Origin of the sequence: Blastococcus sp. TML/M2B (assembly GCF_016612865.1) — a bacterium.
Taxonomy (GTDB): Bacteria; Actinomycetota; Actinomycetes; order Mycobacteriales; family Geodermatophilaceae; genus Blastococcus.
On the sequence record NZ_JAENZZ010000002.1, the window covers coordinates 870,587 to 886,556 of the forward strand.

Below are 15,970 nucleotides of genomic sequence, written 5' to 3' on the forward strand. Positions count from 1 at the left end.
AGCGCGTCCACGAGTCGCACCACGCACGCACCAGCGCCCTCAGGTGCTCCTCGAGTGGTGCGCACGGCAGATGACGGCTGCGAACGCCGTCAGTCGGTAAGCTCGACGGGTTCCTGAACGTCCCGTGCATCTACCTGCTGTCGGCCCCGCCGGCGGATCAAGGCGGCACGCCTGATCCGCAGATGCCCAGAGGTCATGTTCCGCACCGACAGCCCACTGCTCCGGCACGCCGGGCCCACCTACTTCCCGCTGGCGTTCATCGCGCGGCTGCCGTTCGCGATGATGGTCGTCGGCGTACTGACCCTCGTGGTCGCCGAGCGCGGCTCGGTCACCCTCGGCGGGCTCAACTCCGCCGCCGCCGGCATCGGCACCGCCGTCGCCGGCCCGCTGCTGGGCGCCGCCGTCGACCGGTTCGGTCAGCGCCGCGTCCTCGTCCCCGTCGGGCTGCTCAACGCTGCCCTGCTCGGCTCGTTCCCCCTGGTGGTTGCCAGCAGCGCGAAAGACGCCGCCCTGCTCGCGCTCTCCGTCCTCATCGGCGCCACCGCCCCGCAGGTCGCGCCGCTCTCGCGCACCCGCCTCGTCGCGATCATCCGGCGCCACATCCCGAGCGAACGCCAGGAGAAGACGCTCAGCGGCACCATGGCCTACGAGTCCGCCGCCGACGAGACCGTCTTCATCGTCGGCCCGTTCCTCGTCGGCCTGCTCGCCAGCGCCATCGCCCCCTGGGTCGCCATCGCCGGCGCCGCCGCGCTCACCCTCGTCTTCGTCACCGCGTTCGCCCTGCACCCCGCCGGCCGGGTCGACCCGGGCACCCACGAGACCGCCGAGCAGCAGGCCCCCGCCCGCGAGCTCGTCGGCGGCAAGCTGCTCACCGTCGTCGTCGGCACCCTCGGCGTCGGCATCTTCTTCGGCGCCACCCTGACCAGCCTCACCGGCTTCCTCGCCGCCGACGGCGACGGCGACCGCGCCGGCCTGCTCTACGGCGTCATGGGCATCGGCTCGGCGGTGCTGGCCCTCGGCTCGGCCGCGCTCCCGGTCCGGTTCACGCTGCCCGCCCGCTGGCTCGCCTTCGGCTCGCTGCTGCTGGCCGCCGCCATCGGCTTCGCCTGCGCCCGCAGCGAGACCGGCCTGGTCGTCGCCCTGGCGATCCTCGGGCTCGGCGTCGGCCCCACCCTGGTCACGCTCTACAGCCTCGCCGCGCAGCTCAGCCCGGCCGGCCGCTCGGCCACCACCATGACGATGCTCGGCTCGGCCGTCGTCGTCGGGCAGGCGCTCGCCTCCGCCGTCACCGGCGTCGTCGTCGACCGCGCCGGCGAGAACGCCGGGCTCGTTGCGCCTGCCCTGGCCGCCGCGCTCGTCGTCGCCGCCGGCCTCGCGCACACGGTGGCGCCGGAGCGCGTCGAGGAGCCCGAGCTCGTCCCCGCCTGACACGCGATGGGCCCGGCCACTCGAGCGCGGCCGGGCCCATCGTCAGCAGATCAGCAGATGCCGCGGGCCCGGCTACGGCCGAGCGCGGTCAGACCCAGGCCCAGCGCGAGGACCAGCAGCCCACCGAGCAGCGCCGGAGCGCCCGAGGTACCCGTGCGGGCGAGCGTCGAGCCGGTGGCGGCAGGCGCCCCGGTGGCGCCGTCCCCGGTGCCCATCGTCACGGCGCTGCTCGCCGGAACCGCGCCCCGGGCGGTCTGCTCACCGGAAGCCTGGGTCACCGGCGTACCCGGCGTACCCGGCACCACCGGCGTTCCCGGCGCGACCGGAGCGCCGCACGTGGTGCTCACCCCACCGATGACGCCGAGGCCGACGCCGCACACGCTGACCGGCGCATCGACGCCGACGACCGGGCCCGTGCCGTCCGTCGGACCGCCCGAGCCAGGCGAAGGAGCTGTGCAGCTCGCGGCCGCGTCGCCCAGGACGCCCGCGGCGATGCCGCAGAGGGTGACCGGTGCGTCGACGTCCGCGATGCTGCTCCCGGGAGCACCCCCGGCGACGGCTTCGGCGCAGGTCGCCTCGGCATCCCCAAGGACCCCGACAGCGGCACCGCACACCAGCACCGGGACGTCGGCGTCGAGCAGCGACGCGTCGTCGGCACCCCCGCTCGACGCCGCCGGGGTGCCGGCGGACGAGCCGTCCGCGGTGGCGTCGCCCAGGACGCCGATCGCGTTGCCGGTCACGGCCACCGGCACGTCGACGTCCACGGCCGAGCCGGACCCGGAGTCGGCCGCCCGAGCAGCGCCGGGCTGGGCCAGGTCGACGCCCCCGGCGTCGGCGACGTTGCCGCCGACGCTGATCGGAACCGTGACCGACAGGCCGCCGATATCGACGCCCAGGGTGCCGTCGAGCGGCGGCAGGCCGATCTCGGCCGGCGTGGTGCCGGCGGTGCCCAGCACCGCCACGGCGTTGTCGGTGACGGTGATCGGGACGGTCACCGCGACCGCGTTCTCGTCGGCCGACGCGAGGCCCGTACCGGCGGCCAGCAGACCTCCGGTGACCAGGGCCGTCTGCAGCCCGCGCTTCATCCACACGTTCATGAGGGGTGTCCTTCTCTGACTGAGGGACCGGTCCGGTCGGACCGGCTGGAGTGGCCGCGGTCGGCGCAGGGCCGACCGGGGCGTCCTCAGTCGGGAGGGACGGCGGGGTCGAGCGCGCGGTCCGCTGCCCCGTCCCGTCCGCCGTCGGCCGCGGTGCCGAGCGCTCCGAGGTCGCCGACGAACGCGGCCGGGGGCAGATCCCCTGCGGGCTGGTCGAGCGACGACGACGACCCGGCGGACGACGACGGTGCGGGTGCGCCGGCCGGCAGCACGGGGGCGGGCGCCGGGACAGGGTCCCCGCCGGGAGCGGGCGCGGAGGCGACGGTCGCGCGGCTGACCGAGGACGGAACCGGCACGCCCGCGTGACCGTCGCTGGTCCCTTCGGTCACCTCCCCGCCCGTCGCGGACGGAGCGGGCACGCCCCCGGCGGCCGAGCCGCCACGCGCATCGGCGGCAGCCGGTGCGCCGGCCGTCGCACGCACGGTCTGCACCTCGTCCTGGGGCACCGGCCGCACCGGGGCGAGAGGCGCGAGCACCGGGGGGACGGCCGCCATCACCGGCTGCAGCACGGGGGCGAACGAGGCGACCACCGGGTCGAGCACCGGCGCCAGCGCGCCCACCACCGGCGCCGTGACCGGCTCGACCGCCCGGAGCACGGGCGCGACCAGCCGCTCCCCCACCGGCGCCGGCGTCTGCGCGACCGGCACGAGAGCGGTGTCGACGACGGGTGCGACGACCGGTGTGACCGCGGCGGGAACCGGAGCCAGCAGGTCACCGGTCAGGTCCACGATGCCCTGCACCGGAGCGGCGGGCGGAGGGACGTCTGCCGAGGCGGAGGAGGTCGCCGTGCCGACCAGCCAGAGCCCGCTGGAGAGACCGAACACCAGCAGTGCGCGCCGGACGAGAGGCGATCCCGAGAGCCGGAGGAGGGCAGGCGTCGTGGGCACAGCCATCGTTCCTCCTCGACCGTCCGTACTCGCTTCGTGACGATCAGTGAACGCCCGGTGACGGACCGCCGCCACGCGAGTTCCGTCGCCCGATGGGGTGCAGCTCGCGGACGACGATCACTCGGCGTGAGCCGGCCCTCTGGTCTGGCTCCCCCCGACGGGGGAGACCGCCTCAGGCCCGCCGAGAAGTGGGACGATGCAGTTCCCATGAAGTGGTCCGGCGTGCCCGAGGTGGCGACCCCGCGCGTGATGACGCAGGCGCTGGCCACCCTCTACCTCTTCGGCGGCAGCGCCAGCCTGCTGGCCGTCCTCGGCAGCAGCGCCGCCTGGTCCGACCGCGCCCCGGTCGCCGGCCTCGCCATCTCCGCCCTCACCGCCGGCGCAGTCGTCTTCCGCTTCGGCGCCCGGTGGCCGCGGCCCGCGTTCCACCTCGCCGTCGCCCAGGCCACGGTCGTCGTCGTCGCCGGGGTCGTCCTGGCCGCCGACGCCCCCACCGCGGTCGCCGTCGGCGCGCTGACCAGCTTCCTCGCCATCGCCGCCTGCTTCTTCTTCAGCCTCCCGCTCGCCGTCCTGCACATCGCGTTCGCGCTGATCGGCCTCACCGGCGGCCTCCTGGCCCAGGGCGACGTCGCCCTCCCCACCGCGCTCTCCCTCGACGCGATGGTCATCGGCCTGAGCGTCGTCACCCGCGGCCTCGTGCTGCGCGCGTCCAGCGCCAACCGCGACCCGCTCACCCGGCTCACCAACCGCCGCGGCTTCGACCAGGCGCTGCACGAGCTGATGCGCACCGTCGCCCGCACCGGCGAGCCGCTGTCGGCCGCGCTGCTCGACCTCGACCACTTCAAGGCCATCAACGACACCCAGGGCCACGCCGCCGGCGACCGCGTGCTGCGCCAGGTCGCCAAGGTGTGGGGCCGCGCCCTGCCGACGACGGCGGTGCTCGCCCGCCACGGCGGCGACGAGTTCGCCCTCCTGCTGCCCGGCGTGCCCGGCCCGGCCGCGCTCGAGCTCGTCCGCAGCATCCGCGCGATGCACCCCGAGATAGGCATGTCCTGCGGCGTCGCCGAGCACCAGCCCGGCGAGAGCGCCGCGCAGCTCATGCGCCGCTCCGACCTCGCCCTCTACACCGCCAAGGCCGCCGGCCGGGGCCGTGTCGAGCTCGGCGCCGGCCCCCGGTCCTCCGACCTGGTCGCCGACCTCACCGCCGCGCTCGACGCCGGCGACGTGACCGTGCACTTCCAGCCGATGCTCGACCTGTCCACCGACGAGGTCGTCGGCGTCGAGGCGCTGGCCCGCTGGACCCACCCCGAGCGCGGGCCCGTCTCGCCGGCGGAGTTCATCGCCGTCGCCGAGCAGCACGGCCTCATGGGCCGCCTCGGCGAGCAGGTCGTCCGCTCCGCCTGCACCCAGCTGGCCGCGCTGCGGGCCGAGACCGGCCGCCAGCTGCGCCTGGGCGTCAACGTCTCCGGCCGCGAGCTCTCCGACCCGGCCTACTGCGACCGGCTCCGCCGCGTCTTCGCCGAGACCGGGTGGTCGGCCTCGGAGACCGTGCTCGAGGTGACCGAGACCCTCGTCGAGGCCGAGTCCTCGGCCGCGGTCGCCGCGCTGCACCAGCTGCGCGCGCTCGGCCTGCGCATCGCCATCGACGACTTCGGCACCGGCTACTCGTCGCTGAGCCGGCTGGACACCCTGCCCGCCGCCATCCTCAAGCTCGACTCGTCGTTCATCGCGACCGTCGCCACCTCGCCCCGGCGGGCCACGCTGCTGCGCAGCATCGTCGGCATGGCGCACGTCCTCGGCCTGGACGTCGTCGCCGAGGGCGTCGAGACCCCGGCCCAGGACGCCGAACTGCGCGCCGCCGGGTGCCGCTTCGGCCAGGGCTACCTCTACGGCCGGCCCGCCCCGCTGGCCGACCTCGCCGCGCTGCTCGAGCGCCGCACCGAGCGCACCCCCGCCCTGCGCGGCTGACCTCCGGACCTGTCGGTCCAGCGCACTAGCCTTTCCCGATCATGGCGAAGATCAGGAAGCGGCGTCCGAAGCACCGCAGCACCGGTCACCGGCCGCCCACCCCGGAGGCCGCGCTCCTGGCCGGTCTGGCTGCGGCGCTCGACAGATCCACGCCCGGGCCGTTCCTCGCCGCCGCCGGGACGCTGCTCGGCACCACGCGCGGCGAGGGGGCGCCGCCCGTGACCGAACTGGTCTTCAGCCTGGATGACTTCGGCCGGCCCGAGACCCGGGCCGCTCTGCTGGCCATCGCCATCCTCACCGGCGACGGGGAGCTGCGCCGCCGGTTGCGCCGGGAGATCGCCGCCGAAGGCCAGGTGCTTCCCCGCTGGCTCGCCGAGCTGGACCGCACCGAGCCGGGAGACCGCGCGGTCGAGATCAGCAGCGTCTACGGCGACGTCGACCACCTGCTGGTCAGCGCCACCGCGCCCGGCGACTGCCCGCTCACTGCCGTCGTCCTCGTGGACAACGAGCTGGGCGCCTTCGCCGCCGACGGCTTCCTGGTCGAGCAACCTCTGGATGCCGTGATCCCGCTCATCGTCGAGGAGGTCGGTCCTGACCCCACGGTGCGCGACATCGCGACCGCGGACGCCCGGGCGCGCATCGAGGACGCGCTCAGCGAGCTGGACCTGGGTCCCGGCACCGGTGGCTACGAGGACTGGACCGAGCAACGCGCGCTGGTCGAGTGGCTCATCGCCCTGCTTCCGCCCGGTGGCGTCGTGCCCGAGCAGGAGCTGACCGAGGACGAGCTCGACGAGGTCGCCCAGCAGTTCCTGGCCTGCCCGTCCGGGTCGCGGTGGACCGGCAGCCGTGCCCTGCTCGACGACGTCCTCGCCTCCGCCAGCGGCAACGGCCGCGGCGACCCGCTGATCTGGAGCCCGGCCAACGTGCGGCGGCTGCTCGACCCCGACCTCTGGTACCTCGACCGCGAGACGCCGGGGCTCGACCGGGCCCCGGACCTGCTGCGCGACCTGATCCGCCACGGGCACGCCGAGCGCGGCCTGCGGCCGGAGCTCACCGACCTCGCGCTGGTCGAGGTCGACGCCGCCGAGCCCGCCTTCCTCACCGCCGTCCGCGAGCTGGACGCAGACGACCTGGACGGCCACGCCCCGAGCTAGCAGCGACCGGTGACCTTCGGCCGTGGACAGCCCCCGGCAGCGGAGCAGCATGGCCGGTGCGGCGACGCCGCAGGGGCGCCGCTCCTCATCCCCGGAAGGGGGCGTCATGTACGCACGCACCACGTCCGTCATGGCCGACCCGAAGCGCATGCACGAGGGCGTAGCCGACGTCCGCGACAACGTCATGCCCGCGGTGAGCCGGATGGAGGGCTACACCGGCCTGTCGATGCTCGTCGACCGCACCACGGGGCGCTGCATCGTCACCACCGGCTGGGAGACCGAAGCCGCGATGACGGCCAGCCGCGACCGCGTGCTGCAGATGCGCGCCCAGGCCGCCGACCGGTTCGGCGCCCGCGACACCGACGTCCAGGAGTGGGAGATCGCGGTCGTCCTCCGCCTGCACTCCGCCGGCGACGAGTCGTGCGCCCGTGTGCTGTGGAGCCGCATCGAGCCGACCCGCACCGACGAGACCCTGGAAGCCTTCCGCGCCCGCATCATCCCAGCGATGGACGACATCCCCGGCTTCTGCAGCATGAGCCTGCTCATCGACCGCGCCACCGGCGTCGGCACCCTCACCACCGTCTACACCGACCGCGCCGCCATGGACGCCACCCGCGACCAGATCTCGGCTCTGCGCGACGCCTTCTCCGCGCAGATGGACGTCACGCTCACCGACGAGGCCGAGTTCGACGTCGTCGTGCACGAACTCCGGGTGCCCGAGCTGGTCTGACCAGCGTGGGGGCGGCCGGCCTCCCGGCCGCCCCGTGCACACCGGACCCGGCGGACGACGGCGGGTGACGACACGCGCGTGCCGCCACCCTTTCTCTCCCCGCCCGGCGGGCACCGTCCCCCGGCCCCTTGACCCTCCCACCTGCGCGGGAGCACGGTGGCCGTCCGCCCGGGAGCCGCGGGCGGATGGCAACGGGGGCCGGCCGGACGGGACGCCATGGCTGTCTACGAGTACCGCTGCGAGGACCACGGCACCACGGAGCGCGCGCTGCCCATCGGCACCGCGCAGCCCACCACCCCCTGCCCGGCCTGCGGTGGCCCGGCGACGCGGGTCTTCACCGCGCCGCGGCTCTCCCTCGGCGACCCCGTGCGCCGCGCCCTCATCGACCGGACGGAGCGCACGGCGCACGTCCCCGACGTCGTCGACTCCCCCGGCCCGCGCCCGGCCGCGCGCTCCCGGGTGCCCAGCAACCCGGCCTGGAGCCGCCTGCCGCGACCCTGACCCCCCTCGGCGGGGCCACCGCCACCGGGCTCCGCCGATCCACGGGGAACCGCCGGGCCGCACACCGAACGAAGGGACGCCCCCATGGCCAGCGTGGGACTTCTGTACGTCGGAGCCGTGCTCATCCTCAACGGGCTCATGCTGCTGGGGCTGGTCGACGCCCGGGCCGCAGCGCCCCTGAACTTCTTCGTCGGCGGCCTCCAGGTGATCACCCCGACCTACCTGATCGTCACCGCCGACGGGGACCAGAACACCATCCTGGCCGCCTCCGGCCTCTACCTGTTCGGCTTCACCTACCTCTACGTCGGCTTCAACCTGCTCGCCGACCTGGACGGCACCGGCCTGGGCTGGTTCTCGGCGTTCGTCGCCTGCTGCGCCGTCGTCTACGCCGGGCTCAACTTCGGCCGCCTCGACGACGCCGCGTTCGGGGTCATCTGGCTGTACTGGGCGGTGCTGTGGGCGCTGTTCTGGGTCGTGCTCGGCCTCAAGCGCGAGGAGTGGACCCGCTTCACCGGCTTCGTCGCCGTCGTCGCCGGGGTGGTCACCGCGGCGGTCCCCGCGTTCCTGCTGCTGACCGACGTGTGGTCCGACCACATCACCGCGGTGGGCGGTCGGCCTCGCCGTCCTCTGCACCGCCTCGCTGACGCTGGCCCCCCGGATGCGCGATCGAGGAGCGGCCGCCGCGACCGCACCCGCCCCGGAACTGCGCGAGGGCACCGCCGCGCCGGCCCACCGCGCCGACGTCCCGGCCGCACGACCGGGCACGACCACCACCGACGGGAGGAGGTGATCGCCGTCCGCAGCCCGCAGGACGCCGTCGCCACAGCGCTGCACCGCAGCGGTGCCGCTCCCCAGCCCCGGAGGTAGACCGTGCCGAAGAACGTGTTCCCGCTCGACTCGTCGAAGAAGTTCACCGACCAGCAGTACGTCGGCCACAACCGGTGGCACCCGGACATTCCGGCCAACGTGACCGTGAAGCCCGGTGACGTCTTCCGGGTCGACTGCCGGGAGTGGTTCGACGGCGCCATCCACAACGACGACTCCGCCGACGACATCCGGGACGCCCCGCTGTCGACCGTGCACTGCCTGAGCGGCCCGTTCCTACGTCGAGGGCGCGCAGCCCGGCGACCTGCTGATCGTCGACATCGTCGACGTCGGCCCCATCCCCCAGGAGGACTCCGGGCCGCTGGCCGGCCAGGGCTGGGGCTACACGGGCATCTTCGCCACGCAGAACGGCGGCGGCTTCCTCACCGAGCAGTTCCCCGACGCGTACAAGGTGATCTGGGACTTCACCGGCCAGAAGGCCACCTCCCGGCACGTCCCGGGCGTCTCGTTCACCGGCATCGTGCACCCCGGGCTCATGGGCACCGCGCCGTCGGCCGACCTGCTCGCCACGTGGAACCGCCGCGAGCAGGCGCTCATCGACACCGATCCCGACCGCGTGCCGCCGCTGGCGCTGCCCCCGCTCCCCCAGGACGCCGTCCTCGGCTCGCTGCAGGGCGCCGACCTCGAGCGGGCCGCAGCCGAGGCCGCACGCACCGCACCGCCCCGGGAGAACGGCGGCAACCAGGACATCAAGAACTTCACCAAGGGCAGCCGGGTCTTCTACCCCGTGTTCGTCGACGGCGCGAAGCTCTCCATGGGCGACCTGCACTTCAGCCAGGGCGACGGCGAGATCACCTTCTGCGGCGCCATCGAGATGGGCGGCTTCATCGACCTGCACGTCGACCTGATCAAGGGCGGCATGCAGACCTACGGGGTGAGCGAGAACGCGATCTTCATCCCCGGCAACGTCGACCCCCGCTACGAGCGCTGGCTGGCGTTCTCCGGCACGTCGGTCACCCTCGACGGCGAGCAGCGCTACCTGGACTCGCACCTGTCCTACCAGCGGGCCTGCCTGCACGCGATCGACTACCTGACGACGTTCGGCTACACCCCGGAGCAGGCGTACATGATCCTGGGGGCGGCGCCGATCGAGGGCCGGCTGTCCGGCGTCGTCGACATCCCGAACTCCTGCTCGACGGTGTACGTCCCGACCGGGATCTTCGACTTCGACGTCGAGCCGTCGGCGTCCGGGCCGACCCGCATCGATCCGGGCCAGGGCGTTCCCCGGTCCAGCTTCTGAGACCGGCGCGGGGCCCCGGCGGCGACCGGGGCCCTGCGACCCTGCTCAGACGCCGGCCCCTCAGACGCCCAGGTGCGCCAGCGCCGTCAGCAGCAGGGTGCTCTGCCCGTTCATCAGCTCGGCGAGCACGCCCGGGTCGCGCGCCTCGTCGGGGGTGAACCAGGTCAGCTCGAGGGCGTCCTGCTGGGGCGCGCAGTCGCCCTCGACCGGCACCACGTAGGCGAGCGACACCGCGTGCTGCCGCGGGTCGTGGAACGGCGTGACACCCGGGGTCGGGAAGTACTCGGCCACGGTGAACGGCTGCGGCGCCGGGGGCACCCGCGGCAGCGCGAGCGGCCCGAGGTCCTTCTCCACGTGCCGGAGCAGGGCCGCGCGGACCCGCTCGTGGTACAGCACGCGCCCCGAGACCAGCGCCCGCTTGATCTGCCCGTCCTCACCGGCGCGCAGCAGGAGGCCGACGGCGATGACGGTGCCCTGGCCGTCCACGCGCACCGGCACCACGTCGACGTAGAGGATCGGCAGCCGCTCGCGGGCGAGGTCCATGTCCTCGCGGGAGAGCCAGCCCGCGTCCGGGTTCGTCACCTCAGTCATGTGCCCTGTCTAGCCGACGGCGCGCCGTCGCACCGCGCACGGGTCGACGGCGCGTCCTGCGAGATCAGTCTCCGGAGTAGGTGGCGACGCCGAACGTCTGCTCGCCGTCCTCGTCCTCGTGCACCAGGACGGTGTACGCGGCGCCGTCCACGATGGCCGAGCACGAGTCGCCGTCGCACTGCACGCTCTCGACCTCGCCGCCCTTGTCGTCGATGAAGTCGCGCACCGCGGACTCGGTGTCGGCGTTCCCGTCGGCGACCGACTCGCGGTAGAAGAACAGCGAGACCAGCGCCGCAGCGACGGCGATGATCGCCACCGAGACGCTGATGACCAGCGTGGCGTTGCGGTCGAACCAGCCGGGCTCGGGCTCGTCGACCGGCCCCGCGGCCCCGGTGAAGTAGGGCGCGCCGGGGTCACCGGGCACCGGCTGCGTGGCGACGGGAGCAGCCGCCGGGGAGGGCGAGGTCGGCGGGACGGCGGTCGGCGGGACGGCGGTCGGCGGGACGGCGGTCGGCTGGTCATCGTCGGTGCTCATCGGTGCAGGCCTCACGTCGTCGGTGCTGGGAGAAGCACCCTGTCACGGGCCGACCCCGTTCCGCGAGCAACCCCGCGGGATGCACAGCAGATCGGCAGCCTCAGCGGGGCAGCCATCCCGCGGCGAGCTTGGCGTGCACGGCCTGCAGCGCCGCCAGCGGCGCCAGCCACTCGTGCGCCTGCAGCCGACGCGCCTCGGCCAGCACGTCGTCCCACCGGTCGGCCGGCGCGGCCTCCCGCAGCAGCGCCCGGGCCTCGGCCAGCTCGGCGGTGGCGCCGATGCGCTGGGGAGGGATCGAGATGCGCCTGTTCATGATCGGCTCGATCTCCATGCCCGGCGAACCTCGTGATCATCGCGCCGTCCGGGTAGCGGTTCGCGCACGGTCCGTCAGACGCGCTCGGGCTCCCGGGGCTCGGGAAGGGTGCCGGAGCCGGCCTCCGGGCGGACGTCGGGACGGCGGCGCATCGTGCGCACCGTCCGCGAGGCGGCCGTGCGGGCCAGCCCGAGGATGGGGCCGGTGTCCCAGGTGCGGCGTCCGGCGTCCTCCGGCGCGGCCTCGGTCCGCGGCTCGGGCACCTGCTCGGCCGCCTCCCGCTGCGCGACCGCGGCCGCGATGCGCGCCCGGCGGCGGGCCAGCACCTGCTCCTTCTGCCGGTCGACGCGCTCCTTCTCGGCGAGCACGAGCAGCTCCTGCACGGCCTGCTCGACCTCCACCCGCGCGCTCTGCTGCAGCTGCTCGATCTCGAGGTCGCCGTCGTCGCGCAGGTCGGAGAGCCGGTCGTAGGTGCTGCGCGGCCCGACGTTGAGCAGCATCTTCATCAGCACCGGCAGCAGCTCGACCGAGATGAACAGCAGCGCCAGCATGTAGTGGGCGATCGCCATCGTGGTGTTCGAGTCGCTCAGCGCGGAGAGCGCCTGCAGCCGGATGAGGATGCCGGTGTTGTCGGCGTTGGTGGCGTCGAAGGCCGCCTGCAGCGCGGTCTGCTGCTCGGTGAGCCGGGCGAGCTCCGCGCGGTCGGTCTCCAGGTCGGCGGCCGCCTGGGTCATGCTCCGCGCGGCGCCGGCCGACACGGCGGCGACGGCGGCGTCCAGGTCGCTCTTGGCCGCGGCGACGACGTCGCGCTGCCCGTCGGCGGCCCGCCGCGCCTGGGCGTAGGCCTCTCCGGTGCCGGCGTCGCCGGTGCCGCAGGTGCCATCGAGCTCGCACTGCGCCCGCGCCGACAGCTCGCGCTGGGCGGTGAGCGCCGCGTCGTAGGCGGCCTGTGCGGCGACGACCTCGGCCTGCAGCGGCGCCAGGTCGGCGTCCGCGGTCCCGCCGCTGGCGACGACGGCCTGCTCGGCGACGAACTTCTCGCGCAGCGCGGGCAGCCCGGCGAAGCGGGCGTCGTCGTCCAGGCTCCGCTTGTAGGCGTCGGAGGCCTCGGCCTGCAGCGCGACGACCTGGGTGTCGATCTCCTTGTGGAAGATCTGCAGCGTCAGCGGCGTGGAGATCACGATGCCGAGCACCAGCGCCAGCCCGACGCGGGGCACCGCCATGAGCAGGTTGCGCCGCATCGAGGGGTCGTGCGCCATCCCGACCAGCAGCATCCGGTCGAGGTTGACGATGACGAAGCCCCAGCCGAGGCCGACCAGCGCCGCGAGCGGCCACCAGACGCCGAGCGCCATGGAGACGGCGAACGCCATCGAGAGCACCGCCAGGCCGCCGGTCGAGAGCAGCACACCGCCGAGCGCCACGAACTTCGCGCGGGCGCCCGGCACCGCTTCCAGCACGTCGGCCCGGGCGCCGGACAGCACCGCCAGCCCGTCGCCGATCCGTTCACGTCGTCGCGCCACAGCGCACCTGCCCCCCTGGGCGGCGGGATCGAGGAGCTCCGCCACCCGGTGAGGTATCGGCGGGCCGGAGGACCGACCGGACCGAACCGGCCGGTCCGGACCGTGAACCACGTCCCAGCCGCCCCACCCCCTGCGGCGAGATCGCCGATCTCGCGCGTTCCGGGGGTGGAGAACGACCGACATCGGCGATCTCGCGCGTTCCCGGGGTGGAGAACGACCGACCCCGGCGATCTCGTTGTCGAGAGTCGGGGGGAGGATGCTGGCGCGGACGGAGGAGGGATCCGTGGTTCCACCCCTGCACCTGCCCAGCGCCGGGCCGGCGCCCATCCCCGGCGACGCCGCGCTCGCCGCGGTCCTCGGCTACGCCCGCGCCCGGCGACCGCTGCACTACCGCGCGCCGAACGACCGGACCGGCCGCTGGGCGCAGGTGCCGGCGTTCGGCTACGAGCGGTTCGACCGCCGGCCGGTCCCCGACGGCCCGCTCGGCGAGGCCGACATCCTCACCGCGGAGGGGCTGCACGGCCGGCTGGACCGGAAGGCGTGGACGGCGATGGCCGCCGCGCTCCCCGACGTGCAGGCGCTGGCCGACGACGTCGTCGCCCGGGCCGCGGGGCGGGCGTTCTGGGAGCTGCCCGACGACGAGTTCTCCGTCCTCGCCGAGCCCGGCACCGTGGGGGCGCTGCTGCGGCGGCTGCGCGTGGTGTGCGCCGGGCGCGGGCTGAGCGCGCCGCACGTGACCGCCGCGCTGCACCACCGGTACCCCGCGCTGATCCCGCTGCTGCACGACGCCACGCGGTGGCCGCTGCTCCCGCACGTCCGCGAGGGCGACAGCGGGGTCGCGGCGGTGGTCCACCGCGAGCTGCGGCAGGCCGCCGACGGCTTCGCCGAGCTGGAGGACGCCGTCCGCCGCGCGGGCGTGGCGCTCACCCGGCTGCGGCAGCACGACGTGCTGCTGTGGCTGACCACCACGCTCCGGTTCGCGCACGCCGCGGCCGAGGGTTCGCGCCCCGCGCACGAGGCCGACGAGACGGGGAGTCCGCGATGACCACGAGCACCGGCACGACCGTGCCCGAGCTGATGGCCGAGCTGGCCGCGCTGGAGGACCCGCGGATCCGCGCGGTCAACGAGCGGCACGGCGACGACCACGGGGTGAACCTCACCACGCTGCGCGCGGTGGCGAAGCGCCTGAAGACCCAGCACGACCTCGCCCGGGAGCTGTGGGCGACCGGCGACACCGCCGCCCGCCTGCTGGCGCTGCTGGTCTGCCGGCCGAAGGAGTTCGGCCGCGACGAGCTCGACGACATGCTGCGCGCGGCGCGCGTGCCGAAGGTGCACGACTGGCTGGTCAGCAACGTGGTGAAGAAGAGCCCGCACGCCGAGGAGCTGCGCGTCGCCTGGTTCGCCGACGCCGATCCGGTGGTGGCGAGCGCGGGCTGGGCGCTGACCACCGAGCGCGTGGTCAAGCGGCCCGAGGGCCTCGACCTGCCCGGCCTCCTCGACGAGATCGAGGAGCAGATGGCGCAGGCTCCCGACCGGCTGCAGTGGGCGATGAACGAATGCCTGGCGCAGATCGGAATCTCCCACCCCGCGCTGCGCGAGCGCGCGATCGGTATCGGCGAGCGGCTGCGCGTGCTCGAGGACTACCCGACCTCCCCGGGCTGCACCTCCCCGTACGCGCCCACCTGGATCGCCGAGATGGTGCGCCGGCAGGAGGGCTAGCTGCTCCTCGGCCGCCAGCCCGGGTCGCGGCCGGTCTGCCCGAGCAGCCGGTCCAGGAGCGGCGCCTGCGCCGGCACCGGGACGACGGGGCCGTACAGCCCGGCGCGGGCCTCCGGGTCGTCACCGAACGAGGCGGCGAACTCCAGGCAGCGCCGCGCCGACTCCTCGTCGGGGCGGTACCCCTGCCCGGTGGCGACGGCGAGGTCCCAGCCGTGCACCACGAGCTCGTCGAGCGCGACGACGGCCATGACGGCGCCGGGCATCTGCACGCCGCCGGCGATCGCCATGCCCTCCCACGCGTCGGGCTTGCGCCAGGCGTCGACCAGGTCGTCGAGCTGGGCGGGCAACCGGGTCCGCCAGTCCGCGGCCAACTTCGTGGCATCGGCGTGCGGCCCGCCGTCCGGCACCGTCTTCTCGGCGGCCATCCGGAAGGCCAGCGTCAGCCCGACGAGGTGGTCCAGCAGCCCGGCCACCGGCGTCGGGCCGCACGGGGTGGGGTCGGCCAGCTGATCGTCGTCCACACCCGCGGCGATCCGGCGGAGCTCCGCGGCGGCGGGCGCGAGGTCGAAGGTCTCCATGCGGTGAGGACCGACCGGCCGCCGCGCACTCATCGGTCAGTCGTCGAACTGCACCTGGGGGCGCGCGCCGTCGTTGCGCCAGCCGGTCGCCTGGCTCAGCCCGCGCACCTTGCCGGCCTGCAGCGCGGCCACGTGCTCGTCGCACAGCCGCAGCTCGATCGGCTCGATCGCGAGCTCGACGGTCCCGACCTGGGTGGCGGGGCGGGTGCAGTGCTCGGCGTCGTCAGGTCATGGCCCCGAGTCTGCCCGGCCGGATCCGCCGGTGCGTGGCAGCGTTCCGCGCATGAGCGACGCCTTCGACCTGCAGCGGTTCGTCGACGCGCAGCGCGGCAGCTACGACACCGCGCTCGCCGAGCTGCGCGCCGGGGCCAAGCGCAGCCACTGGATGTGGTTCGTCTTCCCGCAGATCGCGGGCCTGGGCCGCAGCGCCACCGCGCAGCACTTCGCGATCTCCGGCCTCGACGAGGCGCGCGCCTACTTGGCGCACCCGGTGCTCGGCCCGCGGCTGCTCGAGTGCACACGGGCGCTGGCCGAACTCGACGCGAGCGACCCCGTCGCCGTCCTCGGCTCGATCGACGCGCAGAAGCTGCGCTCGTCGATGACGCTGTTCGCGCACGCCGACCCGGCCGAGCCGCTGTTCCGCGCCGTCCTCGACCGGTACTTCGCCGGCGCCGAGGACGACGCGACCACCAGCCGGCTCTGACGCCGCGGGCGCCGACTGTCGAGTTGTCGCCGTCGGCCGCGGCGTGTCCGCGCGTGTCGGC

Annotated in this window: 17 protein-coding genes and 1 pseudogene; 11 read left to right on the forward strand and 7 right to left on the reverse strand. The window is 74.8% G+C overall.

Annotated elements, in window-relative coordinates; all coding sequences use genetic code 11:
- Nucleotides 1-195: 195 nt before the first annotated feature.
- Nucleotides 196-1,428 carry an MFS transporter gene (locus tag JKP75_RS12695; protein WP_200490887.1) on the forward strand — a complete coding sequence of 411 codons (1,233 nt, stop codon included), beginning with the start codon at nt 196-198 and terminating at the stop codon, nt 1,426-1,428.
- 50 nt (nt 1,429-1,478) lie between these two features.
- Here JKP75_RS12695 and JKP75_RS12700 read toward each other — a convergent pair whose 3' ends face one another.
- Both JKP75_RS12700 and JKP75_RS12705 read right to left on the reverse strand, forming a co-directional pair.
- The gene (locus tag JKP75_RS12700; protein WP_200490886.1) at nt 1,479-2,525 is read right to left on the reverse strand and encodes a hypothetical protein; all 1,047 of its coding nucleotides are present in this window, start codon (nt 2,523-2,525) and stop codon (nt 1,479-1,481) included.
- A gap of 86 nt (nt 2,526-2,611) precedes the next feature.
- Nucleotides 2,612-3,478: a hypothetical protein gene (locus tag JKP75_RS12705; protein ID WP_200490885.1), complete on the reverse strand. Its 867-nt coding sequence runs from the start codon at nt 3,476-3,478 to the stop codon at nt 2,612-2,614.
- Nucleotides 3,479-3,679: 201 nt separating this feature from the next.
- Between JKP75_RS12705 and JKP75_RS12710 the strand changes: the two genes are divergently transcribed.
- The 7 genes and pseudogenes from JKP75_RS12710 (at nt 3,680) to fmdA (ending at nt 9,950) form a co-directional block, all read left to right on the forward strand.
- Nucleotides 3,680-5,440, forward strand: coding sequence for a bifunctional diguanylate cyclase/phosphodiesterase (locus tag JKP75_RS12710; RefSeq protein WP_200490884.1), 1,761 nt, complete (start codon nt 3,680-3,682; stop codon nt 5,438-5,440).
- 41 nt (nt 5,441-5,481) lie between these two features.
- The gene (locus JKP75_RS12715) at nt 5,482-6,594 is read left to right on the forward strand and encodes a hypothetical protein (RefSeq protein WP_200490883.1); all 1,113 of its coding nucleotides are present in this window, start codon (nt 5,482-5,484) and stop codon (nt 6,592-6,594) included.
- 106 nt (nt 6,595-6,700) lie between these two features.
- Complete coding sequence (locus JKP75_RS12720) at nt 6,701-7,324, forward strand: antibiotic biosynthesis monooxygenase (protein WP_200490882.1); 624 nt, start codon at nt 6,701-6,703, stop codon at nt 7,322-7,324.
- Between the two features lie 216 nt (nt 7,325-7,540).
- On the forward strand, nt 7,541-7,825 hold the full coding sequence (locus tag JKP75_RS12725) for an FmdB family zinc ribbon protein (RefSeq protein WP_200490881.1): 285 nt from the start codon (nt 7,541-7,543) through the stop codon (nt 7,823-7,825).
- Nucleotides 7,826-7,909: 84 nt separating this feature from the next.
- Entirely contained in the window at nt 7,910-8,692 is a 783-nt protein-coding gene (locus JKP75_RS12730) for an AmiS/UreI family transporter (RefSeq protein WP_200493138.1), read from the forward strand.
- Nucleotides 8,693-8,707: 15 nt separating this feature from the next.
- Nucleotides 8,708-8,866: pseudogene (locus tag JKP75_RS24020) on the forward strand (acetamidase/formamidase family protein); the annotation flags it as partial.
- Nucleotides 8,867-8,987: 121 nt separating this feature from the next.
- Nucleotides 8,988-9,950, forward strand: a complete 963-nt coding sequence (gene fmdA, locus JKP75_RS12735) for a formamidase (RefSeq protein ID WP_309230002.1) — start codon at nt 8,988-8,990, stop codon at nt 9,948-9,950.
- Between the two features lie 60 nt (nt 9,951-10,010).
- On the opposite strand, the gene JKP75_RS12740 is transcribed toward fmdA, so the two are convergent.
- The 4 genes from JKP75_RS12740 to JKP75_RS12755 all read right to left on the reverse strand — a co-directional run bounded on the left by JKP75_RS12740 (nt 10,011) and on the right by JKP75_RS12755 (nt 12,909).
- The gene (locus tag JKP75_RS12740) at nt 10,011-10,541 is read right to left on the reverse strand and encodes an NUDIX hydrolase family protein (RefSeq protein ID WP_200490878.1); all 531 of its coding nucleotides are present in this window, start codon (nt 10,539-10,541) and stop codon (nt 10,011-10,013) included.
- A 64-nt stretch (nt 10,542-10,605) separates the two neighbouring features.
- Nucleotides 10,606-11,076: a hypothetical protein gene (locus JKP75_RS12745; RefSeq protein ID WP_200490877.1), complete on the reverse strand. Its 471-nt coding sequence runs from the start codon at nt 11,074-11,076 to the stop codon at nt 10,606-10,608.
- 100 nt (nt 11,077-11,176) lie between these two features.
- The gene (locus tag JKP75_RS12750; RefSeq protein ID WP_200490876.1) at nt 11,177-11,407 is read right to left on the reverse strand and encodes a hypothetical protein; all 231 of its coding nucleotides are present in this window, start codon (nt 11,405-11,407) and stop codon (nt 11,177-11,179) included.
- 56 nt (nt 11,408-11,463) lie between these two features.
- Nucleotides 11,464-12,909 (reverse strand): DUF4407 domain-containing protein, encoded by a 1,446-nt coding sequence (locus JKP75_RS12755; protein ID WP_309229801.1) that lies wholly within the window; start codon nt 12,907-12,909, stop codon nt 11,464-11,466.
- A gap of 283 nt (nt 12,910-13,192) precedes the next feature.
- On the opposite strand from JKP75_RS12755, the gene JKP75_RS12760 reads away from it, so the two are divergent.
- Both JKP75_RS12760 and JKP75_RS12765 read left to right on the forward strand, forming a co-directional pair.
- Entirely contained in the window at nt 13,193-13,954 is a 762-nt protein-coding gene (locus JKP75_RS12760; protein ID WP_309229802.1) for a hypothetical protein, read from the forward strand.
- Entirely contained in the window at nt 13,951-14,628 is a 678-nt protein-coding gene (locus JKP75_RS12765) for a DNA alkylation repair protein (RefSeq protein ID WP_200490873.1), read from the forward strand. Before JKP75_RS12760 ends, JKP75_RS12765 begins: the two co-directional genes overlap by 4 nt.
- Here JKP75_RS12765 and JKP75_RS12770 read toward each other — a convergent pair.
- A complete protein-coding gene (locus JKP75_RS12770) occupies nt 14,625-15,206 on the reverse strand; it encodes a TIGR03086 family metal-binding protein (protein ID WP_200490872.1) in 582 nt (193 codons plus the stop codon). The two genes, JKP75_RS12765 and JKP75_RS12770, sit on opposite strands and share 4 nt — an antisense overlap.
- A 283-nt stretch (nt 15,207-15,489) precedes the next feature.
- Between JKP75_RS12770 and JKP75_RS12775 the strand changes: the two genes are divergently transcribed.
- Nucleotides 15,490-15,909, forward strand: a complete 420-nt coding sequence (locus JKP75_RS12775; RefSeq protein ID WP_200490870.1) for a DUF1810 domain-containing protein — start codon at nt 15,490-15,492, stop codon at nt 15,907-15,909.
- Nucleotides 15,910-15,970 lie beyond the last annotated feature (61 nt).